Origin of the sequence: Williamsia sp. 1135 (assembly GCF_002095395.1) — a bacterium.
GTDB lineage: Bacteria > Actinomycetota > Actinomycetes > Mycobacteriales > Mycobacteriaceae > Williamsia.
Genome location: NZ_MJEI01000106.1, coordinates 256,095 through 280,045 on the forward strand (window position 1 = coordinate 256,095; position 23,951 = coordinate 280,045).

Here is a 23,951-nt window from a genome sequence, read left to right on the forward strand (position 1 = left end):
GGACAGATGACGAACGCAGTGGTCGTGGGTAGCGGGCCCAATGGGCTTTCGGCAGCAGTGACCCTGGCGGCCGCCGGCGTGCGGGTCCGGGTCCTCGAGGCGGCTCCGCTCATCGGTGGTGGCGCCCGCAGCGGCGACTACACCGGCACCGGCGTCCTGCACGACGAGTGCTCGTTCGCGCACCCGCTTGCCCTCGACAATGCCTTCGCGCGCAGCGTCGATCTCAACCGCTACGGGTTGAGGTGGAGATCGGCCGACATCGAGTATTCACATCCTCTCGACGGCGGAGGCGGGGTCGGGGCGTATCGCTCGGCATCGCGCACCGCCGATGAGCTGGGCGCCGCCGGGCCTGCGTGGAACCGGGTGTTCGGCGCGGTGTCGGATCGATTCGCGGACATCAGCACCGACTTCACCAAGCCGATCCTGCATGTTCCCGCTCACCCGATCAAACTGGCCCGGTTCGGTGCATTCGCCGCCATGCCGGCAGCTGTTCTGGCCCGGCTGTTTCCCACCGAGGAAGCCCGAGCACTCTTCGGCGGTGTTGTCGCCCATGCGTTTCGACCGTTCGGAACAGTGGGGTCTGCGGCCATCGGAGTGGCGCTCGGTTCCGCCGCGCACACCTATGGCTGGGCAGTGGCAGAAGGAGGATCGGGAGCCATCTCCACAGCGATGGCGGCAGCGCTGGTCGACCTGGGCGGAAGTATCGAGACCGGTGTGCAGGTGCGGTCGCTGGCGGACCTCGATTCGCCGGATATCGTCATGCTCGACACCGCACCCGGCGCTGCCGCCGATATCGCGGGTGCTGCCATGCCGAGTCGAATCAGCCGGGCGTACCGCCGCTTTCGGCACGGACCGGCGGCCTTTCAGATCTCATACGCGGTGCGCGAGGGCATTCCGTGGGCCGACGCCGCGTCGCGATCGGCAGGCACCGTGCACGTCGGCGGCAGTTTCGACGACATCGCCGCCGCCGAGCGCGACGTTCACCGTGGGGTCATGCCGAGTCGGCCATTCGTGCTGGTCGGCCAGCAGTATCTCGCCGATCCAGGGAGATCCAACGGGGATGTCCATCCGATCGACCTGTACGCACACGTGCCGTCGGGGTGGACGGGTGACGCCACCGCGGCGATCGAAGCCCAGATCGAGCGTTTCGCACCAGGTTTCGGTAGCCGTGTCGTTGCGAAACGTGTCCGTTCAGTCGCACGCATCGAGGCGGACAATCAGAACTTTGTCGGCGGTGACGTGGTGACAGGGGCGAATACACCGTGGCGGCTGGTCTTTCGGCCGCGCCTGGCCCTCGACCCTTACTTCACGGGTATCGATGGCGTGTACCTCTGTTCGGCTGCCACCCCGCCAGGAGCGGGGGCTCACGGACTGTGTGGATTCAACGCCGCGACGTCGGCGCTGAAGGCGCGGGCGAACCTCGACGCATGACCTGACTACTGAGCCAGATAGCGGGGATTGGCGACCGCCAGGCGATCGGTGGCCGATGCCCGGACTGCTGCAATCATCGCGGGGTCGGTGGCCGCGATCTTTCCGGTTCGGATGGCCAGCGCCACGTCGGTCTCGGAGCGAAAGCCGAGTGCTTCGAATCGTTCTCGGTCGGCCTGGACTTGCCCCTTACCGATTGTCAGCTCGCGGCCGACGATATCCAGCGCGTTGGCAGCAACGCGGGCTTTGAACCCCACCTCGCGGTCGGGGCCGGGCACCACGGAGTCGCGCAAGAACTCGGCGACCGCATCAACCAGCTCGGCGGCCGTGGGACGGCCATGCAGATCGGCCTCGTTCTGCTGGAGTGGAGCCGGTGTATCCGGGTCGGCGGGGTACCCCAGCAGCAGCAACGCATCGTGTTCCTGTTCGCACACCCGACGTCCGATCGTCGCCAGCTCCACCGAGCGCTCTTTGCCGGAGAGGTGTCGGGCGACCATCTGGGCGCAGCCGATGCTCCACCACACCGTGCGATAGAGCTGCCACCAGCGCACCGCGTCCACATCCGGCCGATGTCCGGCCACCTCGGCGTACCCGTCCAGGAGTTCATCGATGCTGCCGAAGCCCCCGACCTCGGGTTCGGTACCGAATCGCCAGCACTTCACGAGCAGCCAGCCGAGGTCTTCGCGGGGATCGCCGATATGGGCGAGCTCCCAGTCGATCACGGCCGCCAGCCCCGATTCGTCGACGATGAGGTTTCCGTTCCGGAAGTCGCCGTGGACCACCGCCTCGGCAACGGGGTCGGGTTGATGCGCGGCCAGCCAGGCCAGGGCGATTTCGGTGACCGCGGACGGGACATCGAGTTCGAGATAACGCTCCCGAAGATCCTCGACGCCGCCGGCCGGCACGGTCCGCAGCTCCGGCACGGAGTCGGGTGGGATTGCGTGGATCTGGGCAAGGGTTCGGCCGAGCTGCGCGGCCATCCCGCGTCGGGCCTGTGCGAATCGTTCGTCGCGCAGCAACTTTCGCGGAATCGTCTCACCCTCGATGTGTTCGCAGATCAGGTACTGGGCGCCCAGCGTGCTGTCCGCGCCCGCGAAGTCCACCAGCTTGGGAACAGCGATACCCGCTCGCTCGGCTGCCGCGATGACACTCGACTCGCGCGCCATCCCGAGAGGGCCGTTCGGATCACCCGGTTGCCGCCGAAGTATCAGCCGGCGGGCGCCACCGGCGGTGGTTGCCACGAATGACCAGGTCTCGCTGTTGGCGCCGCCCGTCAGGCGGACGAGGTCGGTGACCTGCGTGTCGTGTCCGGACACCTCGGTCAGTCGTGCAGCCAGCCGGCGTTCCATGTCGCTCTGATCGATCATGCCTACTGATCGCCCGCGTCGCTGGAGCGACGTTTACCCGGTCCGGCGAAGCCGAAGAGGTATCCGGCGATCTTGCGGATCTGTACTTCGTCGGATCCTTCGGTGATGCGGTAGCGGCGGTGGTGGCGATAGATGTGTTCGAACGGCATGTGGCGGGTGTATCCCATACCGCCATGGACCTGGATGGCCTGATCGGCGGCGTCGCATACGAGGCGGTTCGCGCGGTAGTTGCACATCGAGACGCGGTCGCTGATCTGCATGTGGGGGATGCGGTCGAGTTCCCAGGCGGTCTTGCGGACCAGACCGCGGACGAGTTCGGCTTCGGTGTGCAGTTCGACGAGCGGGAACTGGATTGCCTGCCGGGTCGCCAGAGGCGCGCCGAAAGTGTGTCTGCTTCGGGCATATTCGACGCTCTGGTCGATACAGTACTGGGCGGCGCCGACGCCGGAGGCGGCCTGCCGGATCCGGTTCTCGTGCACGAAGGACTGCGCCACGGCGAGGCCCTCGCCTTCGGCGCCGAAGATCGCGGAGTCCGGGACCTCGACGTCGGTGATGGTCACTTCGGCGTGGTCGGTGGGCATGTTGAACGTCCACCATTGGAAGTCGACGGAGAACCCGGGTCGATCGGTGGGCACGAAGAACGCGGTGATGCCGCGGGCGTCGCCGTCTTTACCCGAGGTTCGGGCGAAGACGACATCGTGGGTGGCGTTGTGCATGCCGGAGTTGAAGCGTTTGCCGCCGTTGATGATCCAGGAATCGCCCACCTTGCGGGCGGTGGTCTCCATCCAGGTGGCGTCGCTGCCGTGGTCTGGTTCGGTGAGTCCGAATCCGATCCGTGCCTCCCCGCGGATCATCGGCTCGAGGAACTCGTCCTGTTGTTCGGTGGTGCCGAAGTTCATGAGCATGTGGGCGAAAGGAAAGTTTCCGACGATCGAGGACTCGTTCTGCAGGTCGTTGTGCAGACCCAATCCCTTGTGGGCGAGGTGTTCTCGGATGATGGCCATGTCGAAACTCGAACCATCGCGGCCACCGACCTGCGCCGGCAGGCCATAGCGCAGCCAACCGGCCGCATCCGCACGCCTGCGCATCTCACCGAGTAACTCTTCCCAGTCCTGCCGTGGCACGCCGCCGCCCTCGAAGTCGGTACGCGCCCACTCCCGCCGGTGATCGAAGAACCGATTGTTGTCGTCGGACTCCTGCAGCGGCCGGATCTCGGCGTCGATGAACTCGTCGATCTCCCGCAGGATCTCGGTGATGTCCTCGGGCAGGTTGTAGTCCATCGATGGCCTCTCTCCGGGTGCTCTGAACAATCGTTCAGCACGACCGTAATCTTTCACTGCTCTCCTGCGCAGTGATTTGTGAAAGAGGCGAAGAACTCTGATCAAACGTCCCCGAACGCGGTCACAGCCGCATGTGTGCCCCGAGTTCTTCGAGCTGATCGACGCCGGTGCCGAAATCGTCGGCGATCGTGGCAATCCGGACGTGATCGGCGCCGGCATCGAGATGCTCCTGGACCTTCGCGGCGATCGCGCGGGCATCGCCGTATCCGATCACATCGTCGACCAACCGGTCTGCAGGCACCGAGAGTTCTTCGCTGGTGTAGCCGAGCCGGGCGAGGTTGACGGCGTAGGGCGACCCCGGTCGGCTGATCACGGCTGTCGCGAAGTGCTGTGCCACCGCCTTCGCTCGATCGGGATCGGCATCGGCGGCGACGCTGAGCCCGATGACCAACAGCTTGTCCGGGCCGAGTTCCTGTCGTGCGCGCCTGGTGTATTCGGGTGGCACCAGGGTCGGCAGTGCGCCATCGGCGTCGCGCCCGGCAAGGTACAGCATCTTCGGTCCACCTGCGGCGACGATGCGGGGGTAACGGTCGCCCGGCGCCGGCGTCATCGCCTGCGGAACGTACATCTCGTCGAGGTAGGCGCTCATCGTCGCGAGTGGACGGTTGAAGTCCCTGCCGACCGCGGCGGCCTGATCTGGATATCCCACACCGAGGCCGAGCACGAATCGCCCGGGGAAGGCCTGGGCGAGCATCGCTGACGCGCCGTGCGCGGTCTGTGGCGGCCTGCGCCCAGATGTTGGCCACCGCGGTACCGAAGACGAGGTCGTCTGTCGCGGCGGCCAGTACGGCCAACTGTGTGAACACGTCCTTGCCGCCGACGCCCTCGTTGATCCAGGCCGCCCCGAAGCCCGCTTGTTCAAGGCGGCGCACGGCGGTGCGCTGCTGCTCGACCGATGTCGGCTGGGCGAACGGGATGTTCGGGACGAAGGCGCCGACCCGGCCTAGTGATCGGCGGGCGTCTTCGATGAGAGTGGATGTGGTCATATGATTCTCCCCGCGTTGGTCGCATTACGAAACGATTCTATTTCGAAACTACACCCTTTCGGTAGAGTCGTGATCATGACGCCGAACGAAGCTCCCGTCCGCCGTGGCCGTCGCCGCAGCGCGGCCGCCGACGAGGCCATCCTCGCCGCGGCTTTGGAAGTCCTTCGTCTCGATGGGTACGGCGGACTGACCATGGGTGCGGTCATCAAGCGGTCTGGGACGTCGTCGGCGACCGTCTACCGGCGGTGGCCCACCAAGCAGGATCTCGTTGCGGCCGCGCTCGGGTCGTTGAGTCAGACGGTGCCGGACGTCGACACCGGGTCCCTGGACGGCGACCTCGCGGCATTCGTGACCGCCGTGGCAGGGTTCGACTGTGTAGATCCCGAGGATCTCGCCGTCGACGTGATCTCCGAGCTCGGCCGGAACGCGGAGTTCCACGCCCAGGTGACCGAGAAGTTCGTCGGCCCACGCGTGGCAGCGCTGAAGGACATCATCGTGCGTGCGCGGCGTCGCGGCGAATTGGGAACAGGTCTCTCGCCCGGGGTCGCCTATGGCTTCGTCACAGGCCCCATTCATCACCGCGTGCACGAGCAGGGTGAACCGGCGACGCCCGGCTTCCTGCATTCGGTGGCCGTCGGGTCGGCGGCTGCGTTCCGCGCCTTGGCTCCGCCGGCAGATAACAGACCCGGATGAGCCGGTGGCCGCTTACGACTCGGTGAGATCGACGCGCGCGACTTTCATGTCGACGCGACCATCGAACACGGGAACCCCTTCGGCGCGGAGGTTCTCGAGCTGTGTGGTGCGCAGATGCGGGGCGGGTTTGCCGCTGACCGCGATGACTCGGTGCCAGGGGAGGTCGGCGGAGTCGGTGCGCATGATCCAGCCGACGATGCGGGCACTCGAGAGTCCCGCCGCAGCTGCCACATCCCCATAGGTGGTCACCGTGCCCACCGGTACCGAGGCGACGATCTCGCGAACCCGTTCGACCTGTTCTTCGGTGATCTGCGCCATGATCAGCCCGACTTTACTGCCCGGCCAGCGCTTCCGACACGAGTTTCGCCGTGAGTTCTGGCCGGGCGAACGGCACCATGTGACCGCAGTCCTCGTCGAAGACCGTCAGCAGGTCACCCTGCTGAGCCGAGAGGGCCGCGCGGAAATCGGCGGTGACATAGGGCGGCTGCACGTGCATCGCCTGGACGAGATCGACCGGAAGGTCTGCCGGTGGCAGCACGAATGGGCGACTCAACTCATTCCATGTGGTCACGACCATTCCCGGGTGGATGCGCCAGTTGACCCGATCCCCGACGTCGATCAGGTGATCGGCGATCTCGCGATCCAAGATCTCCGGCGTTAGTTCCGCCCACGATTCGCCGAGTTTGCCCTCCCGCGCCGCCGCCTCGTCGGGGTAGTCGTAATGCGACATGTAGCTGGTCGCCACGTCTGCCATCCACTGCGGTTCGAGGCCGATGGCGGGGTCGAGCAGGATGAGGCGCCGGAAGCGGTCCGGCATCCGACGGGACAGGTGCAGCGCCAGTGCGCCGCCGTACGAGTGGGCGACGACCACCACGGGTCCGTCGATGTATTCCTCGACCACGTCCGCCAGCGCGTCGACCTGCGCCTCGATCGACCACGGCGGAGTGAACGGGGACCAGCCATGACCGAGCAGGTCGGGTGCGACGATCCTGGCCTGCGGAAGCGCCGCGGCCAGGTCCACCCAGCGTTTACCGTGTCCGGTCAGCCCGTGCACTGCAAGCACCGACGGGCCATCGGCCGGTCCGAACACCTCGACGTTCAACGTAGACATGACGACAATCGTGCCTGACCGCAGGCCGAGCGGCCTGCCGAGACCGACCCGACGCCGCGCGAACGGCCGTGTCGGTCCTCCGTGACACCATCGTCGTAGCCAAGGAAAGGAGTGGGTGTGCCCGCATTGACGATGCGGCTGGTGTCGGCGCCGGTCGTGCCCGCACCCACACGCAGCTGGCCCCCGGCGGCAGCCCAGCTCATCGACGGAGTGACCGAGACGCCTCCAGGGTTCCGCCCTGTCCGGGTGCACGGGGGAGCAGGCACCGGCAAGACGTCGCTGATCGTCGACATCGCGGTCGCGCGATTGAGCAATCCGGACATCGACCCGGAGTCGATCCTTGTCCTCGCCTCCGGCCGGCGAGCGGCCACCGAACTTCGCGAGCAGATCACGGCGCGGCTGCTCGCACAGACACCGGGTGCAACCGGACGCGCTCCGCGGGCGACCCGAGAACCGATCGTCCGGACGATCCACTCCTACGCCTTTGCTGTCCTGCGTCTGCAGGCTGCCGCACATGACAACCCGCCGCCCCGATTGATCACCGGTGCCGAGCAGGACGCCGTATTGCGGGAGCTGCTCGCGGGCGACATCGAGGACGGAGCCGAGTATTGGCCGGAGCGATTGCGGCCGGCATTGGGCACCAACGGCTTTGCTCAGGCGCTGCGCGACATGATGATGCGCGCTGCCGAGCGAGGGGTGGGCCCGGAAGATCTCATCGCGCTGGGGCGCGCGCACAAACGCCCCGAGTGGCAGGCCGTCGGCAAGGCCTACCGGCAGTACGAGCAGGGAGGGCTGCTGCGAGGTGCTGTCGGCTTGGAAGCCCCGCAGGCCACAGCGCCCGCCGTGGACGCCGCCGAACTGGTGGGTTCCGCTCTCACGGCGTTCGCAACCGATCCGGAATTGCTCCGCAGTGAGCGCGCCAGGGTCCGTTATCTGCTGGTCGACGACGCTCAGCACCTCGATCCCCAGGCCGCGACGCTGGTCCGCCTGATCGGTGCCGGGGCAGCGCAGGCGGTCATTGCGGGCGACGGTGATCAATCGATCTACAGCTTCCGTGGTGCGAGCTCCGGATTCCTCGACGATATTGCCGATCCGGATCGGGACATTCGCCTGGACAACAATTTTCGTTCGACCAAGCCCATCAGCGATCTCGGGGGATCAATTGCGGCCCGGCTCCCGGGCCCGCGGCGGCGTCGCTCGGAGGCAGACACCCCCGACGCTCCTGCGCCGGTTGTCCGCATCTACGGTTCCGCCGCGAAAGAAGCCACCGCCATCGCGGACATGATGCGTCGCGCTCATCTGTACGACGACGTGCCGTGGTCGTCGATGGCGGTCATCGTGCGTTCGGTACCGCGGGCGATGGCACCACTGCGGCGGGCGCTGCGCTCGGCGGGGGTCCCCGTCATGACCCCGGCGAGCGAGATCCCGCTGGCGCGGCAGCGGTCGGTGGCCGCGATGTTGCTGGCTCTGCGCGCAGTGGACGGCCCGCTGGAACCGACCGAGGTGCTCGAACTGCTCGCGGGTCCGATCGGTGGGGCCGATCCGGCGGCGCTGCGGCGACTGCGGCGCGGAGTGCGGCGCATCGAGACCGAGACCGGTCGTGACCGCGACTCCGGCACTGTGATCGCCGACCTGGTCAGTGGGTCCACCACGGGTCGAGCCGGTGACGATGTCGACGTGACCGATTACCTCGACGGACTCACCGAGATCGAAAGGCGACCTCTCGCAAGAGTGTTGGCCGTGATCGCCGCCGCCCGGACCGCGGATGCCGCACGCCGCAGCATCGAGGAGATCCTGTGGGAGGCCTGGCAGGCCACCGGCCTCGGACAGCGATGGTCGAATCAGGTGATGCGCCGCGACCACGGCCCCGGCGGCGCGCAGGCCGATCGAGATCTCGATGCGATGGTCGCGTTGTTCGACGCCGCCGCCAACTTCGCCGACAGTCTGCCCGCGGCCACCCTGGGCGGGTTCGTCGACTACCTCAGCGCGCTGCAGATACCCACCGAATCGAGGATGGCGCAGTCGACGTCGGATGCGGTGACCGTTCTGTCGGCGCACGCGGCGGCAGGCCGGGAGTGGGAGGTGGTGGCCGTCGCGGGCGTACAGGACGGGTTGTGGCCGAGTCTGCGCAGTCGCGGAAGCATCCTGGGCACCGGGCAATTGGTGGATCTGCTCGACGGGGTCGATGCCGACGCGCTCGACACGATCTCCCGGACCGCTATGGCGTTGGCAGAAGAACGCCGGCTACTGCTCGTCGCGTGCAGTCGCGCCCGGAGCCGGTTGATGGTGAGCGCGGTCGACGACGGTAGCGGCGACGCCGCGCCCTCGCGTTTCGTCGGTGAACTCGCGGCCGTCGTCGGTGGTGATCTCGATGAGGCTGACGCAGAACCAGCGGAGCTGGAGTTGCCGATCGAGCCCGGGCTACGGCGGGTGTTGTCGCTGTCCTCGCTGGTGGCGGCGTTGCGTGCCGAGGTGTGCGCCTCGCCGGGCGAACCCGGGCCGCGTACGCAGGCGGCCGCGGACATGCTCGCCGAGCTCGCCGATGCGGGAGTCCCCGGCGCGCACCCCGACGAGTGGTACGGCCTCGCCGGACCGAGCTCCGACATTCCGCTGTGGTCGGAATCATCGGGGCCGCTGACTCTTTCGCCATCCAGCGTCGAAGCGCTCGGTGCGTGCTCCCTCCGCTGGATGCTGGAACGGTACGGGGGTCGCGACGGTGATTCCAAACCCGCGGTCGCCGGCACGCTCGTACACACGCTGGTGCAGGCCGTGGCAGGCAAGATCCCACCCGACGACGTGACGGCCGCGCTGCGGCGCGTGTGGGATCAGGTCGACGTCGGTGCGCCGTGGTTCTCCAGGCGCGAACTCGAACGCACCGAGGAGATGCTCACCAATTTCCGTCAGTGGCTCAAACTCTCGCGAAGCGGGCTGACCGAGGTCGGCGTCGAGATGGACGTGGACGCGCGCATCGAGGCCGCCCGGGTGGCCGATCCGGAGGGCGAGATCATCGACATGCCCGAAGTTCGTCTGCGCGGACGTATCGACCGGCTCGAGAAGGACTCACAGGGGCGTCCGGTCGTCGTTGACGTCAAGACCGGCAAGAGCACCATCTCGGTGCAGGCCGGTCAGGATCACGCTCAGCTGGCCACCTATCAGCTCGCGTTGAGTCTCGGTGGCGTACCCGAGGTGGGACCGGTGGAACCGGGCGGCGGCGCACTCGTCTACGTCAACAACTCGAACGGTAAAACCGGTGCAGCCCAGCGAGATCAGGAACCCTTGGGTCCCGAGCAGGTCGACCAGTGGCTCGCGGTGGTGCGAGCAGCCGCCCACCGCAGCATCGGTCCCGGTTTCGTCGCCACCATCAACGACGGGTGCGGGCACTGCTCGCTCAAGTCGAGTTGTCCCGCACAGCTCGAAGGGCGGACGGTGACCGATGGCTGACCCGATGACGACCCCCAGGATCTCCGCGCGCGTGCTGGCCGGTGCTCTGGCGCTGCCGCCGCCCACTGACGAACAGGTCGAGGTCATAGAGGCGCCGATGGAACCGGTGCTCGTGGTCGCGGGCGCAGGTGCGGGCAAGACCGAGACAATGGCGTCGCGGGTGGTGTGGTTGGTCGCCAACCGGCTCGTCGAGCCCGATGGCGTGCTGGGCCTGACGTTCACGCGCAAGGCGGCGCAGGAGCTCGCAGCGCGTATCCGCAGACGATTGTCGATGCTCGCCGGGTCGTCGGCGATGGGTCGCTGGGACCCCGAGGGCACCCTGCGTGCCCAATTGCGGTCCGCCGACCCTCAGGTCAGCACCTACCACGCATACGCGGGCCGGTTGATCGCCGACTACGGGCTCTTGCTGCCGGTGGAACCGTCGGCGACCCTGCTCAGCGAGACCGAGCTCTGGCAACTTGCCTTTTCGGTGGTGGCCGGATGGTCGGACGATCTCAACACCCCCAAAACCCCTGGTGGAGTCACCGAATCGGTACTCAAGCTCTACGGGGAGCTGTCCGAGCACCTCGTCGGCCTCGACCAGCTCGCCGCGGCCGGTGACGAACTGTACGAACTCATCGACACCTTGCCGCCCACCGGCAGACAACGTCCCGAGCCTCCTCAGAAACTGCGGAACATCCAGGCCGTCATCGACGAGCGACGTGAGCTGATCCCGCTGGTTGCCGCGCTCGGTCAGACCATGCGCGATGCCAACGTCCTCGACTTCGGCAGTCAGATGTCGCTGGCGGCGAAACTCGTTGCGACCCATCCGGAAGTGGCCGAGACCGAACGCGCCGCCATCGGTGCGGTACTACTCGACGAGTACCAGGACACCGGGCACTCGCAGCGCGTATTGCTCTCGCACCTGTTCGGTACGCCGCCCGGGGTTCTCTCCGGTAGCGGCATCGCCGTGACGGCGGTCGGCGACCCGATCCAGTCGATCTACGGGTGGCGCGGTGCCTCCGCGGCCAACCTGCCTCGTTTCACCACTGACTTCCGGTGCAGCGACGGCACACAGGCGCAGCGACTCGAACTGCTGACCAGCTGGCGCAACGCCCGCTACGCGCTCGACATGGCCAATGCCGCGTCGGAGGAACTACGTCGGCGTGGTGTCCCGGTGAGCATCCTGCGGCCACGCGATGACGCGCCCGCGGGCACCATCGACCTTGCCCTGACCGAGACGGTGGTCCAGGAACGAACCTGGGTCGTCGATCAGATCGAACGTGAGTACAACGAGGCCGGTGACGTCCCGCCCACGGTGGCGATCCTGGTGCGCCGCAACGAGGACTCGGCTCCGCTGGCGGCGGAGCTGACCGACCGCGGCATCGCGGCCGAAGTCGTCGGTATCGGTGGTCTTCTCGGGGTGCCCGAAGTGCAGGATGTGGTGGCCATGTTGCGGCTGATGGCCGATCCGATGGCCGGCACCGCCGCAGTGCGACTGCTCACCGGGCCTCGCTGGCGGATCGGCGCGCGAGATCTCGCTGCGCTCTGGGCCAGGGCGCGCGACCTCGCGGCCGGGACCAACATCGTCACCGGTGCGATGACCAGCCTCGAAGAGCTCGACAGTGCACTCGATTCAGCGGTCCCGACCGAAACCGTCGATCAGGCCGGACTCGGCGACGCGCTGGCCGATCCCGGACCCGCACAGCGGTATTCGCCGGACGGGTATCGCCGGATCAAGTCCTTCGGCCATCAGTTGACGATCCTGCGGGCGCGGATCGGGCAACCGTTGCCCGAGCTCGTTGCAGAAGTCGAGCGGGTCACCGGGGTCGACGTCGAGGCCCAGATCCGGGCCCGCGACCTGCGCGGAAACATCACCGGCCGCGAACATCTCGACGCATTCGCCGAGTACGTCGCCGACTACACCGAACGGTCCGCGGCCACGCTGCCCGGTCTGCTGGCCTTCCTGGAATCGGCTGCCGACATCGAGAAGGGTCTCGAACCGGGCAAGGTCGAGATCGCCGAGGACCGCGTACAGATCCTCACCGTGCATGCCGCGAAAGGCCTCGAGTGGGATGTGGTGGTCATCCCACACCTGTGTGCCAACATCTTTCCCGGAGGCAAGGTCGACGGCACCTGGCTCGGCAGTGCTCGTGAACTACCGCCTGAGTTGCGAGGCGATCTGGCCGAGCGTGTCGGGGCGGAGGGGTTCCCGCCGCTCGATCTCGGGGACCTCGAGAATCGCAAAGAACTCGAGGAGGCAATCGACGGCCACAAGGAAGCGCTGCGCAATCGCAAGTTGGAGGAGGATCGCCGGCTCCTTTACGTGGCACTCACCAGAACCAAACGGGCGCTCCTGATCTCCGGTCACCACTGGTCTGACAGCGGCGACAAACCGCGGGGCCCGTCCATCTTCCTGACCGAACTGCACGACATCGCCTGCCGGTTGATCGAGACCTCCTCCGACGGCGCACCCGGGATGACCATCGCGGGGTGGGCGGACGCACCCGAGGAAGGGGCCGAGAACCCGCTGGCGATGCTGACGACCGGGGTGCCCTGGCCCGCCGATCCGCTCGGAGCCCGTCGCGCGGGGACCGAACGCGGCGCAGACCTGGTCCGGGCGGCACTGCGATCGCGGGGTGAGCCGGCCTTGTTCGACATGGGGGAGGACGGCGAGTCGACTCTGCTGGAAGAAGACCCGCAGGTCCGCGACTGGGCGAACGATCTGGCAGTGCTGCTCGCCGAACGCGCAGGCGAATACGGAACCGAGATCGAGGTGACGATGCCGCAGCACCTGTCGGTCAGCCAACTCGTCGAACTCGACAAGGACGAAGACGCCTTCGCCCGGCGACTGCGACGGCCGTTGCCGTTCAAGCCGAATCCGCTGGCGCGCCGTGGAACTGCCTTTCACGCCTGGGTCGAGCGCAGATTCGGTGCCACCCGACTGCTCGACATCGACGAGCTCCCCGGTGCCGCGGATGCCGAGGGTGGGTCGGACGCCGACCTCGAGGTCTTGCGCGAGCAGTTCCTGCGGTCTGCCTGGGCGTCCAGGAACCCGATCGAGGTCGAGGTGCCGTTCGAGACGGTCATCGCCGACACGATCATCCGGGGCCGGATGGATGCGGTGTTCTCCGAACCCGACGGCGGGTACACCGTCGTCGACTGGAAGACGGGCGCCAGGCCAACTGCTGCACAGGAGCATTCGGTCTTCGTTCAGCTCGCCGCGTATCGATTGGCCTGGGCGGAGTTGACCGGCACCGAGCTGTCGAAGGTGCGGGCCGCATTCCACTACGTCCGGTCCAACACCACATTGGAACCTGCGAACCTCCCGGATCGCGCCCAGCTGGCTGCACTGATCCGCCGGGAGAAGTGGTCGCAATGAGTCCGGGGTGACGAGCAAGGCGTCGTCAGTACGCCGACCACTCCGATTGCGAGTATTCGAGGATCCGCGGCTGCATCAGCGTGGACGCGGGCATCCGCAGTGGTGGCCGGTCGAGCGGAAAAGTACGAGCTGCCACCAACTCCTCGGGCGACAGGAAACGCAGAGGAATCGCCGGGTCGACCGCGACTGCCGGGGGCGTGTCGCCTGCGGCACCGAGAAAGAAGCCCCAGTCACCGAACGAGGGCACGTCGACGTGATACGACTCGGTGGTGATCCCCGCCTCGGCGATGGTCTGGCCGATGCACCAGAAGGAACGTGGAGCAAAATACGGTGAGCCGGCCTGTACGACCAGGCGCGCGCCGGGCGCCAGGTGGGCACGGATGAGGCCGTAGAACTCGACCGAATACAGCTTGGCCGTGGCTGTTTCATCGGGATCCGGCATGTCGACGATCACGGCGTCGAACATCTCGGCGTTGCGCCTGAGCCACTTGAACGCGTCTTCGTTCACCACAGAGACCCGTTCGTCGGCAAGGGAATTGCCGTTGAGCTCGGTCAGTCTCGGGTCGGCGGCCGCCAACTCGGTCATCCGTGGGTCCAGTTCCACCAGCTGCACGGATCGTACGTCCGGGTACTTCAGCACTTCCCGCAACGCGAGGCCGTCGCCACCGCCCAGGATCAGCACCCGCTCCCGCTTCTCGGTGAGCGCGGGGTGAACAAGGGCTTCGTGATAGCGGTACTCGTCGACGCTGGAGAACTGGAGATCGCCGTTGAGGTAGAGCCTGGTGTCGGTGTCGGTGTCGGTGTCGGTGCCGTTGCCGGGAAGGGAACGCCTGGTCATCACGATGTCCTGGATCGTGGTCCGGTCGGCGAGCACAATCGGGTCCCGATACAGTGCCTGCCTGGCGTTCACCTCGAATGTGCTCGCGTAGAACATCGCTGCCACCAGCACCGCGACCACCCCGACCGATCCTGCGCCGACTGTCACCCTCTGCATACGCCCGAGGTCTCGTCCGAATACGACGAGAACCAGCGCGGCCCCCGCGATGGCGTTGATCATCCCGACCACCAACGCGCCCCGGATCTGGCCGAGGAAGGGCAGTAGCAGGAACGGAAATGCCAGGCCGCCCACCAGCGCGCCGACGTAGTCGGCAGCGAACAGGTCGGCGACTGCCGAGCCCGCCGATTGTGCGCGAATGCGCTGCAGCATCACCATCAGCAGCGGGATCTCGGCGCCGATCAACAACCCCAGCAGGAACGCGACGACCACCAGCGACTGGGTGTACAGCGACATGTACGCGAACGCGCCGTACAGGATCAGCACCGACAGACCACCGAGCAGTGCGAGTACGAGCTCGATGACGGCGAAACCGACGGCCGCATGATTCTGCAGCGGTTTGGCGGCCAACGAACCGATGCCCATCGCGAACACCATGACCGACAACACGATTGCAGCCTGGGTAGCCGTGTTGCCGATCAGGTACGAGCCGAGCGTGACCAATGCGAGCTCGTAGACGAGTCCGCAGGCCGCACAGATGAACACCACTGCGAGGAGTGCGGATCGTGCCGCCCGCCGCAGCGGTGGCATGGGCGTGATGGAGGTTGTCAACTGGCCGAACTACAGCAGCGACGCGGCGATGATGAGACCGGTGCCGACGTGGACGGTGGCCGATACCCACACCGCTGGGTGGGGCTTGTCCTCCATCAACACCTCGCCGAGGTCACCGGGCGAGAGCGCGTCGAGCAACACGAACGTCAGTGTCATGATGAGGATTCCGAGCAGCGTGTATATCGCCGTGTACACCAGTCCCTCGACGAGACCGCCCTGGCTGGCCGTGATCGCCGCGACGATGATGATCGCCACCGAGAACGCGTTACTGGCGACCAGGATGCAGGCATTTCGGTTGCGATCGATCCAGACCTGTTGCCGCAGTTTGCCTGGCGTAACCACGTCCACCGCGATGAAACTCACGAGCATCAACAACACACCGACGCAGCTGTATGCCGCGGCCGATGCGAAATTGTCCCGCATGATTTCCCACTCCACTGTTGTCTCCCAGCTGTTGTTGAAGCGCTATTTTCCGGAACCGCCGCCGCCGCCCCGATAATCGGAGCCGCCACCGGAGAAGTTTGGACGCGACACCCAGAGAGGGCCGACGTATCCGCTGTAGTGCCGATAGCCGGATTCGTAGTCATCGCTGAGCATCACACGAGTCTTGTTGCCCTCGTACGGGAACAACCCGACGAGGTAGTCCGGATACTGCAAGAACAGTCCGGAGGCGCTGGACCCGGTCGTGGTGTCGGTGGCCGTTCGCCGGTCCACCGGCTGCGCTACCGCGCTGATCTCGTCCGCCACCTGTTCGGGCGTGCCATCGGCGACGTAGGCATCGACGGAGGGCTCGTCGAGGTTCGTCTCACGGTCGTAGTTCTGCTGAATGTAAGCGCGGGCATCGGTGGCCCCTGATTTACCCGAGACACAGGAAAAGGCCAGCAGGGCAACGGCGATGAGCACGATGGCCGCGATGATCCCGTTGCGAATCCGGTTCAGCGGCCGCCGGTCGTAGCCCCCGGCGGAGTGCTGCGAGGCCATCATCGAGCTGCCTCGAACACGCTCGAGGTGATGACCACATCACCGGTCTGCGGATAGGCGTGCCAGGTATCCCACCGAGCCCGGTGCCCCAGGTCGGTGGCGATGATCGCCGTGAAGGCGCTGGGGTGGCCGGGGTAGTGCCCAATCAGCGAATCCGGCCCGGCGGCCCGGCTCGACACCTCTGCGGTCAGCGTGGTGAGCGACGCGGCATCGTGCCGTTCGATGCGCGAGCGGAAGGAAATGCTCCCGGTGTCGATGCTCGGGGGCAATGCCGGTCGACGCCCGGGGAGGCAGGCCAGGGTCTCCACGATCTCGGTGTCCGCGGTGACGACGCTGACCTGGTGGCTCGCACCGAGCAATCGCAGTGTGACACCGACTCGTTCGAAAGCGCAGTGCACGCTCGACAGCGCAGGCAGCAACGGCTCGTCGAACGACAGGGAGAGTTGATCGGCTCCGGTGTCCGCGTACGGCACCGCGAGGATGGACTGCACGGTCAGCTCGGTCCGGTGTCGGCGGGAAAGATGCGGTACTCGGCGCGGGCGAGTACCTGACCGCGGGCACACTCCCAGCCGGAGCCGAAGTCCTCGAACGACAGCCGATCATCGCCGGCGGCGTAGTCGTGATACGACATGTTTCCCGTCGCCAGCCCGGTGGTGCCGAGGGAACTGAACCGCGCCGACCCGGCCTCGTCAGAGGTGTAGCGGCGGCCTTCGACGTCGATGGTGTCCGGACCGGGGGCCGCGGTCACTCCAGAGAGTTCTTCCCAGAGGACGACCTCGAGGTCGGGATCTTCTTCCACCGACACCCATGCCTTGCGGCCGGTTCCGGTGTCCAGGAAGTTTTCGGTCCACGAGAAACCACTTTGCGACAAGGTCAGCGTCCCGCGGACGGCGAACGTCTCACCCCGGACCTCGACCAGGTCGCCGGGCTTGAGTGTGCGGGGGTCCCCGCGCACTGCGTCGTCGTCTGCCGAGGAAAAGGGGTCACGCGGCGCATAGGCACGGTCCCGGATGCCCTGCGCCTCGCGTGCCTGCCGCTCACGCCGGTTCGCTATGACGTTGAACAACAGCACCACCGCGATGACCGCGAGAATGGCGATGATGATGATCAGCAGTGCTTCCATGCGAAGAACCTATCCAACACCTCGCGGCTGGACACGGACGCATAGCCCGAACAACGGACACCGGTCCGGCGTGCATTGACCGCGTTCGCCGGTACCAGCGCACCGGTCGGACGTCGGCCGCTACGCCTTCCAGACCTTCCAGCCGGCCCAGATCATCGGGAACTGCAGGGGCAGACGTCCCCAGGCGGCGACGCGATAGGGCAGCGGCTTGTCCTTGAACATCCGGACCATGTTGATGTTGCCCGGGTAGACGCCGATGAAGAGCAGGACCGACGCGAGGCCGGCATGTCGGCGAGTGCTGGGCGCCAGCATCGCTGCCCCGATCGCGACCTCCGCCACCCCGGACCCGTACGTGTAGGCGCGCGGGGAGCCCGGGAGTTCCGGCGGAATGATGCCGTCGAACGGCGCCGGCGCCACGAAATGCAACACCCCCATACCGACCAGCGCCGCCCCCATTCGCTCGGCCAGCTTGTTTTTGCCGGGAAACACCAACTGCCGCAACTTCTGCTCACGCTTGCTCATGGGTACACCATGCACGATCACCTCGCCCGCCGCTGCCGAAAAGGGCTACAGTCGCCAACTGTGCGACAGCAAATATTGCGGCTCCACCTCGGTGGCCGTGCGGGGAGGCATTGATGGCGGGCGGGCGGCTACGCCGGCGCTTCAAGGACGATGAACTGACGGACATGCCCGACCATGCATTGGTCGGTGTCGTGCGTATCCCCTCGATGCAGGAGAGCCCCGGGCGCGCGATCAGCAAGCGAGTCATCTACGCGCTGATCGCGTTGTTCGCCGCAGTGTTCATCGTCTATCTCGACCGCGACGGCTATCGGGACGTGCAGGACAATGAGCTGTCGTTCCTCGATTGTCTGTACTACGCGACGGTGTCGCTCTCGACGACCGGATACGGTGACATCACGCCGTACACGCCGTCGGCCCGACTGATCAACGTGCTCGTGATCACGCCACTGCGGGTGATGTTCCTGATCGTCTTGGTCGGTACCACCCTCGAGGTGCTGACCGAGCGTTCGCGGCAGGCCCTCAAGATCCAGCGTTGGAGGAGCAAAGTGCGTAACCACACTGTGGTGATCGGCTATGGAACCAAGGGCAAGACTGCCGTCAAGGCGATGATCGCCGACGGCCAGAAGCCCTCCGAAATCGTTGTCGTCGACGGTGATCAGACCGTCCTCGACAACGCCGCCGCCAAGGGACTGGTGACGGTTCGCGGCGACGCGACCCGCTCGGACGTACTTCGCCTGGCCGGTACCCAGCACGCGTCGGCCATCGTGGTCGCCACGAACCGCGACGACACGGCGGTGCTGGCGACGCTGACAGCGCGAGAACTGGCACCCAAGGCAAAGATCGTTGCCTCCATCCGGGAGGCCGAGAACACCCACCTGATCCGGCAATCCGGTGCCGACTCCGTGGTCGTCAGCTCCGAAACCGCGGGGCGTCTGCTCGGACTGGCCACCAGCACACCCACTGTCGTGCAGGTGATCGAGGACCTGCTGACCCCCGACGAGGGGTTCGCCATCGCCGAACGCGACATCGAACCCGAAGAGGTCGGCGGTTCGCCCCGGCATCTGCCCGAGATCGTCCTCGGCGTGGTCCGCGACGGCAAGCTGCACCGCGTCGACGACAGCAAGGTCGACGCCATCGAGAACGGCGACCGATTGCTGTACGTTCGGCAAGGCCCGCCGGACTAGCCACGCCGCTCCATCTGCCGCGCACCATCAGGAGGAAACCGATTGCCGCGCTTTGAGTTCGAGATGCCACCGATGTTGTCGCGGGCCGTGTACGACCGTGCCGATGAGATCAGGCACGACGAGCAGCGGCTGAAGGCCAAGTGGCCTGATGCGCTACTGCTTCAGATCGATCCGTCCGGCCGCTACCCGGTGGGGGAGGACGGCCTGGGCTGGATCATGGCCCTGGACGCCGGCGACGAACCGCCGCCGGAAGCGGTGTTCCTCGGTCTGCACCCCGAAGAGGGCCGCGACATGTGGGCAATGCGCTTCGACATCATCGACGGACCCAAGGACGACCCGCGCCGCGGTGCGCAACTCCTCGGCGCGAACGAGGCGGGCATTCTCTCGACGGCGCTCGGTGTCCTCAATTGGCATGACAATGCCCGGTTTTCGCCGGTCGACGGTGCGCGTACCGAGCCGGCCAAGGGTGGTTGGGTCCGGCGTAACACGATCAGCGGCAAAGAAGAGTTCCCGCGCACGGATCCGGCGATCATCACCGTCGTCCACGACGGCGCCGACCGCATCTTGCTCGGCAGGCAGGCACAATGGCCCGACCGCTGGTTCTCGACACTTGCCGGATTCGTCGAGCCAGGGGAGTCTCTCGAGCAGTGCGTGCTGCGTGAGGTGCACGAGGAGGTCGGGCTCGACACCTGGGATCCGATGTACGTGGGCTCCCAGCCGTGGCCGTTCCCGCGGTCGCTCATGCTCGGCTTCGAGGTGACCGCAGACCCCGACCAACCCCTCGACTTCATCGACGGTGAGATCGCGGCGGCCGAGTGGTTCGGTCGCGATGAGGTCATCGCCGCCATCGAAGCGCAGGAAGAGTGGATGGGGTCGGACGGCAAGCCCATCGTCGACGACGCCCGACTACGTCTGCCCGGATCGATCTCGATCGCCAGCGCCCTGATCAGGGCCTGGGCCTATACCCCGGCCCCTGATCAGGTCACCCGCGGATAGGGTCAGACACCCAGCTTCTTGCGCACGTCTGCGACGGTGGGGTTGGTCGCGGTGCTGCCATCGGCGAACTTGACGGTGGGGACCACGTGGTTGCCACCGTTCACGCTGCCGACGAAATCCGCGGCGGCGGGGTCCTGCTCGATGTCGATCTCCACCCACTCGATGCCCTGGCCTTTGAGGCCCATCTTGAGGCGCTTGCAGTAGCCGCACCAGGTGGTGGTGTACATGGTCAAAATCGCGTTCTCCGTAATCACGACTACATAACACCATGACGGCGCCGGGTGTTCCTGATGGAGTGGCAGAGCGGGCTCTTGTGTGCGTCGAGCGGGCTCTTGCGTGCGTCGAGCGGGCTCTTGCTGTGGGCAGGTTTGTTGGTCATCTCGCCAGCTGTGTTTTTTCGCTCCGCTTCGCTCCGCGGGGCGTGCGGCCCTTTATCGCGTGCTCTTCCTCAGTCGACTCAGTCGCTGCGCTCCCTCGCTCCCTCGTCCAGAGCACGCGGGCCACACGCGGGCGGGGCGAGTTCGCTCTGCTCACCGCCCGGCCGCACGCGGGCGGGGTGAGTTCGCTCTGCTCACCGCCCGGCCGCACGCGGGCGGGGCGAGTTCGCTCTGCTCACCGCCCCCAAGGTGGCCTTCCGTCGAGCGTGCCTAAGATGCCGTTGAGCGGGCCGATATGACCGTCGACCGGGCCGATACTGCCGTTGAGCGGGCCGATACTGCCGTCGAGCGGGCCGATATCGCCATCGAGCGTGCCGAAGTTTGACGCCTTGTGCGCGGCGCGCGACCCGCAGCGTCGGCGCTGTCGGGCCTCGTTGGAATACTGATCGTCATGAACGCCTCACTGGACCCTCAACAGCAGGCCGCCGTGCTGGCGCCCCGCGGACCGGTCTGCGTGCTGGCCGGCGCGGGGACCGGTAAAACCCGCACGATCACCCGTCGTATCGCCCATCTGGTGGGTGACGGTCACGTCCGCGCGAGTCAGGTCCTCGCGGTCACCTTCACCGCCCGCGCCGCCGGTGAGATGCGTACCCGCCTGCGTTCCCTCGGCATCTCGGGCCAGGGAAATGCGGTGCAGGCATTGACCTTCCACGCGGCTGCGCTGCGGCAACTGCGTTACTTCTGGCCGCAGGCCATCGGTGAGAACCAGTGGGAACTGCTCGACAACAAGTTCCCGGTGGTTTCGCGTGCCGCCAGATCTGCGGGCGCGCCGACCACCACGGATACGCTGCGTGACCTGATCTCGGAGATCGAGTGGGCCAAGGGTTCGCTCATCGGGCCCGCCGAGTATCCGGCGATGGTCGCCAAATCGCGCAGGGAAGCGCCTCTGCCTGCCGAGCAGGTCGCTGCGGTGTACGAGCGGTACGAGCAGCTCAAGGTGTCCTCGTCGGGAGATCAGCTCCTCGATTTCGACGATCTGCTCTTGATGACCCGTGCAATTCTCGACGATCACCCGGTGCTCGCGGAGGAGTTCCGCGACCGCTATCGGTGTTTTGTCGTCGACGAATACCAAGACGTCACACCCGCCCAGCAGGCCTTGCTCAACGCCTGGGTCGGGGAGCGGGACGACCTGACCGTCGTCGGCGACGCCAACCAGACGATCTACTCGTTCACCGGTGCCACCCCGAGCTACCTCCTCGACTTCTCCCGTCGCTTTCCCGAGGCCATGGTGGTGCGCCTCGAGCGTGACTACCGGTCCACCCCGGAGGTCGTGAGCCTGGCCAACCGGGTCATCGGCGCGGCGCACGGCAGGATCGCCGGCACCCGTCTGCAACTCATCGGGCAACGCCCCAGCGGGCCCGAGCCGGATTTCGCGGAGTACGCGGACGAGCCGGCCGAGGCCACCGCGGTCGCCCGGTCGATCAAACGGCTGATGGCGCAGGGAGTTCCGGGCTCGGAGATCGCCATCCTCTACCGGATCAACGCACAGTCCGAAGCCCATGAGCAGGCGCTGACCGCCGCGGGTATCCCGTACCAGGTGCGCGGCGGCGAGGCGTTCTTCTCGCGGGCGGAGATCCGGCAGGCCATGCGGTCGATAAACCAGACCGCAGCACGCGACGATCTGCCCGCCGACGCCGACACGGTGACACTCCTGCGCGCGATCCTGGTGCCACTGGGGCTCACCGACGAACCGCCCGCAGGTGCACAGGCACGGGAGCGGTGGGAGTCGCTGCTGGCTTTGCAGAAGATGACCGAGGACATGCTGACCGAGGACGCGGAACTGACCCTGACCGAGGTCGCGCGCGAGTTGTCCGCGCGGTCGGAGGCTCGGCACCCACCGACCGTCCAGGGCGTGACGCTCTCGTCGCTGCACGCGGCGAAGGGGCTCGAGTGGGATGCGGTGTTCCTCGTCGGACTCGTCGACGGATCGTTGCCGATCAATCAGGCGGTCAAGGCGGGCGACGACGCCATCGAGGAAGAACGCCGGCTGCTGTACGTCGGCGTCACGCGCGCTCGCGAGCACCTGCAGATGTCCTGGGCCCTGTCGCGCAACGAGGGCGGCCGGGCGTCTCGGCGGCGCTCGCGGTTCCTGGTCGATCTGGTTCCCGAGAGTTCGCCGGCGTCCCGGATCGCGGAACCGAAACGCAAGAAGTCCGGACCGCGGTGCCGGGTCTGCGGCAAGCCGTTGCTGGGCAAGACCGCGTCCCTGCTCGGCCGGTGTGAGGGCTGCCCCTCCGACCTCGACGAAGGTCTGTTGGTGGCACTCAAGGAATGGCGCTCCGGTCGTGCGAAAGAACAGAAGGTTCCGGCGTACGTGGTCTTCTCGGACAACACCCTGATCGCGATCGCCGAACAACAGCCCGGCGATGTCCCTGCACTGGTGGCGATTCCGGGCATCGGGGCCAAGAAACTCGATCAGTACGGTGAAGACGTCCTCGCGCTCGTCCGGGACATCGGGACGGGATAGCTCGACGCTGGATGGATCCGCAGTCGAGGAATCCGAGAAACTGCAGGTCAAAAATAGGTTGTGCGATCTGGACGCCCCCGTTTACTGTGGACAACAAGACGGCGGGGGTCGCATCGATCTGCTCGATCGGCCCACCGGCCACACCACGCACTGAATGTGCACGCGATTGCAAGGAAGGGAGAGGTCCGATGAACGATTTGTTCACCACCGCCGAGAGCGCTGTCGAACATGCCGGCATGGCATGCGGTTCGTGGCATCGGACGCTGCCCCTCGCCCAGCGCCCGCGATCCGGACAAGCGCATCATCGCGCAGTCGCCGGGAAGCCGGAATTTCTGGCTCCCAAACCAGCGATTTCGGCGGTAAACCGCTCAGCGTTCCCCGTGGACAGAGTGTTGATCTGACCTAGTTCAGACTCCATTCGAGGCCACGGCGAATCGCGACAGCGAACCCGTGGCCTCTTTTGTGTTCTAGGAACATCTTTCGTTCCACCACCACTGAAGTGCCCGGGTCTCAAGCACAACATCCGACAAGCACATTCGACAGTGGAGGAATACTGATGACCGAGGTACTCGAGTCGTGTATCGGCGGCGGGCTCGCACTGGACATCGCCAAGATGGAACTTCCGTGCCAGTTCGCGGACGCAGACCTGTGGTTCTCCGAGAACCCGGGTGACCTCGAGCAGGCCAAAGCGCTGTGCGGCGACTGCCCACTGCGGCGGGAATGCCTCTCCGAGGCGCTCGACCGGCGCGAACCATGGGGAGTCTGGGGTGGTGAGATCTTCGACCAGGGTGTCGTGATCGCCCGCAAGCGCCCTCGTGGCCGGCCGCGGAAGAACCAGGCTGCATGACACCGACCGCAAGAGATACGAAACGGGCGGATACGAGGGAAGCCTCGTATCCGCCCGTTTC

Annotated in this window: 20 protein-coding genes and 1 pseudogene; 8 read left to right on the forward strand and 13 right to left on the reverse strand. The window is 66.5% G+C overall.

Annotation, left to right across the window (positions count from 1 at the left end; genetic code table 11):
* The first annotated feature begins 6 nt into the window (after positions 1 to 6).
* Positions 7 to 1,431, forward strand: a complete 1,425-nt coding sequence (locus BFL43_RS25755; RefSeq protein ID WP_084896041.1) for an NAD(P)/FAD-dependent oxidoreductase — start codon at positions 7 to 9, stop codon at positions 1,429 to 1,431.
* A gap of 5 nt (positions 1,432 to 1,436) precedes the next feature.
* Here BFL43_RS25755 and BFL43_RS25760 read toward each other — a convergent pair whose 3' ends face one another.
* The 4 genes and pseudogenes from BFL43_RS25760 to BFL43_RS29645 form a co-directional block, all read right to left on the reverse strand.
* Positions 1,437 to 2,795, reverse strand: a complete 1,359-nt coding sequence (locus BFL43_RS25760; protein WP_084896044.1) for a phosphotransferase family protein — start codon at positions 2,793 to 2,795, stop codon at positions 1,437 to 1,439.
* A gap of 2 nt (positions 2,796 to 2,797) precedes the next feature.
* Entirely contained in the window at positions 2,798 to 4,075 is a 1,278-nt protein-coding gene (locus BFL43_RS25765) for an acyl-CoA dehydrogenase family protein (protein WP_084896046.1), read from the reverse strand.
* A gap of 121 nt (positions 4,076 to 4,196) precedes the next feature.
* The gene (locus tag BFL43_RS25770; protein WP_240498484.1) at positions 4,197 to 4,829 is read right to left on the reverse strand and encodes an LLM class flavin-dependent oxidoreductase; all 633 of its coding nucleotides are present in this window, start codon (positions 4,827 to 4,829) and stop codon (positions 4,197 to 4,199) included.
* A gap of 88 nt (positions 4,830 to 4,917) precedes the next feature.
* Positions 4,918 to 5,121 (reverse strand): annotated as a pseudogene (locus BFL43_RS29645) (LLM class flavin-dependent oxidoreductase); the annotation flags it as partial.
* A 75-nt stretch (positions 5,122 to 5,196) separates the two neighbouring features.
* On the opposite strand from BFL43_RS29645, the gene BFL43_RS25775 reads away from it, so the two are divergent.
* Positions 5,197 to 5,814, forward strand: a complete 618-nt coding sequence (locus BFL43_RS25775) for a TetR/AcrR family transcriptional regulator (RefSeq protein WP_168176727.1) — start codon at positions 5,197 to 5,199, stop codon at positions 5,812 to 5,814.
* Between the two features lie 12 nt (positions 5,815 to 5,826).
* On the opposite strand, the gene BFL43_RS25780 is transcribed toward BFL43_RS25775, so the two are convergent.
* Together BFL43_RS25780 and BFL43_RS25785 are read right to left on the reverse strand one after the other, a co-directional pair.
* On the reverse strand, positions 5,827 to 6,132 hold the full coding sequence (locus BFL43_RS25780) for an MGMT family protein (RefSeq protein ID WP_084896050.1): 306 nt from the start codon (positions 6,130 to 6,132) through the stop codon (positions 5,827 to 5,829).
* A 13-nt stretch (positions 6,133 to 6,145) separates the two neighbouring features.
* Positions 6,146 to 6,925 (reverse strand): alpha/beta fold hydrolase, encoded by a 780-nt coding sequence (locus BFL43_RS25785; protein ID WP_084896052.1) that lies wholly within the window; start codon positions 6,923 to 6,925, stop codon positions 6,146 to 6,148.
* A gap of 132 nt (positions 6,926 to 7,057) precedes the next feature.
* On the opposite strand from BFL43_RS25785, the gene BFL43_RS25790 reads away from it, so the two are divergent.
* Together BFL43_RS25790 and BFL43_RS25795 are read left to right on the forward strand one after the other, a co-directional pair.
* Positions 7,058 to 10,366 (forward strand): ATP-dependent DNA helicase, encoded by a 3,309-nt coding sequence (locus BFL43_RS25790; RefSeq protein WP_084896196.1) that lies wholly within the window; start codon positions 7,058 to 7,060, stop codon positions 10,364 to 10,366.
* Between the two features lie 4 nt (positions 10,367 to 10,370).
* Positions 10,371 to 13,727, forward strand: coding sequence for a UvrD-helicase domain-containing protein (locus BFL43_RS25795; RefSeq protein WP_240498485.1), 3,357 nt, complete (start codon positions 10,371 to 10,373; stop codon positions 13,725 to 13,727).
* Positions 13,728 to 13,752: 25 nt separating this feature from the next.
* Here the strand turns inward: BFL43_RS25795 and BFL43_RS25800 are convergent, their stop codons facing one another.
* The 6 genes from BFL43_RS25800 to BFL43_RS25825 form a co-directional block, all read right to left on the reverse strand.
* Positions 13,753 to 15,312, reverse strand: a complete 1,560-nt coding sequence (locus BFL43_RS25800) for a polyamine aminopropyltransferase (RefSeq protein WP_084896056.1) — start codon at positions 15,310 to 15,312, stop codon at positions 13,753 to 13,755.
* A gap of 30 nt (positions 15,313 to 15,342) precedes the next feature.
* Positions 15,343 to 15,756, reverse strand: a complete 414-nt coding sequence (locus BFL43_RS25805) for a DUF350 domain-containing protein (protein ID WP_084896198.1) — start codon at positions 15,754 to 15,756, stop codon at positions 15,343 to 15,345.
* Between the two features lie 42 nt (positions 15,757 to 15,798).
* Positions 15,799 to 16,317, reverse strand: a complete 519-nt coding sequence (locus tag BFL43_RS25810; protein ID WP_084896058.1) for a DUF4247 domain-containing protein — start codon at positions 16,315 to 16,317, stop codon at positions 15,799 to 15,801.
* Positions 16,314 to 16,805: a DUF2617 family protein gene (locus BFL43_RS25815; RefSeq protein WP_168176728.1), complete on the reverse strand. Its 492-nt coding sequence runs from the start codon at positions 16,803 to 16,805 to the stop codon at positions 16,314 to 16,316. The genes BFL43_RS25810 and BFL43_RS25815 overlap by 4 nt, the downstream gene beginning before the upstream one ends.
* Before the next feature lie 2 nt (positions 16,806 to 16,807).
* Positions 16,808 to 17,437, reverse strand: a complete 630-nt coding sequence (locus tag BFL43_RS25820) for a DUF4178 domain-containing protein (protein ID WP_084896061.1) — start codon at positions 17,435 to 17,437, stop codon at positions 16,808 to 16,810.
* Between the two features lie 120 nt (positions 17,438 to 17,557).
* Complete coding sequence (locus BFL43_RS25825; protein WP_084896200.1) at positions 17,558 to 17,959, reverse strand: hypothetical protein; 402 nt, start codon at positions 17,957 to 17,959, stop codon at positions 17,558 to 17,560.
* Positions 17,960 to 18,072: 113 nt separating this feature from the next.
* Between BFL43_RS25825 and BFL43_RS25830 the strand changes: the two genes are divergently transcribed.
* Together BFL43_RS25830 and nudC are read left to right on the forward strand one after the other, a co-directional pair.
* Complete coding sequence (locus tag BFL43_RS25830; RefSeq protein ID WP_084896062.1) at positions 18,073 to 19,143, forward strand: potassium channel protein; 1,071 nt, start codon at positions 18,073 to 18,075, stop codon at positions 19,141 to 19,143.
* A gap of 42 nt (positions 19,144 to 19,185) precedes the next feature.
* Complete coding sequence (gene nudC / locus BFL43_RS25835) at positions 19,186 to 20,139, forward strand: NAD(+) diphosphatase (protein WP_143695559.1); 954 nt, start codon at positions 19,186 to 19,188, stop codon at positions 20,137 to 20,139.
* A gap of 2 nt (positions 20,140 to 20,141) precedes the next feature.
* On the opposite strand, the gene BFL43_RS25840 is transcribed toward nudC, so the two are convergent.
* Complete coding sequence (locus BFL43_RS25840) at positions 20,142 to 20,366, reverse strand: mycoredoxin (RefSeq protein WP_084834656.1); 225 nt, start codon at positions 20,364 to 20,366, stop codon at positions 20,142 to 20,144.
* Positions 20,367 to 20,967: 601 nt separating this feature from the next.
* Between BFL43_RS25840 and BFL43_RS25845 the strand changes: the two genes are divergently transcribed.
* Both BFL43_RS25845 and BFL43_RS25855 read left to right on the forward strand, forming a co-directional pair.
* The gene (locus BFL43_RS25845) at positions 20,968 to 23,043 is read left to right on the forward strand and encodes an ATP-dependent DNA helicase UvrD2 (RefSeq protein ID WP_084896201.1); all 2,076 of its coding nucleotides are present in this window, start codon (positions 20,968 to 20,970) and stop codon (positions 23,041 to 23,043) included.
* 556 nt (positions 23,044 to 23,599) lie between these two features.
* Positions 23,600 to 23,890: a WhiB family transcriptional regulator gene (locus BFL43_RS25855; protein WP_168176729.1), complete on the forward strand. Its 291-nt coding sequence runs from the start codon at positions 23,600 to 23,602 to the stop codon at positions 23,888 to 23,890.
* Positions 23,891 to 23,951: the final 61 nt, after the last annotated feature.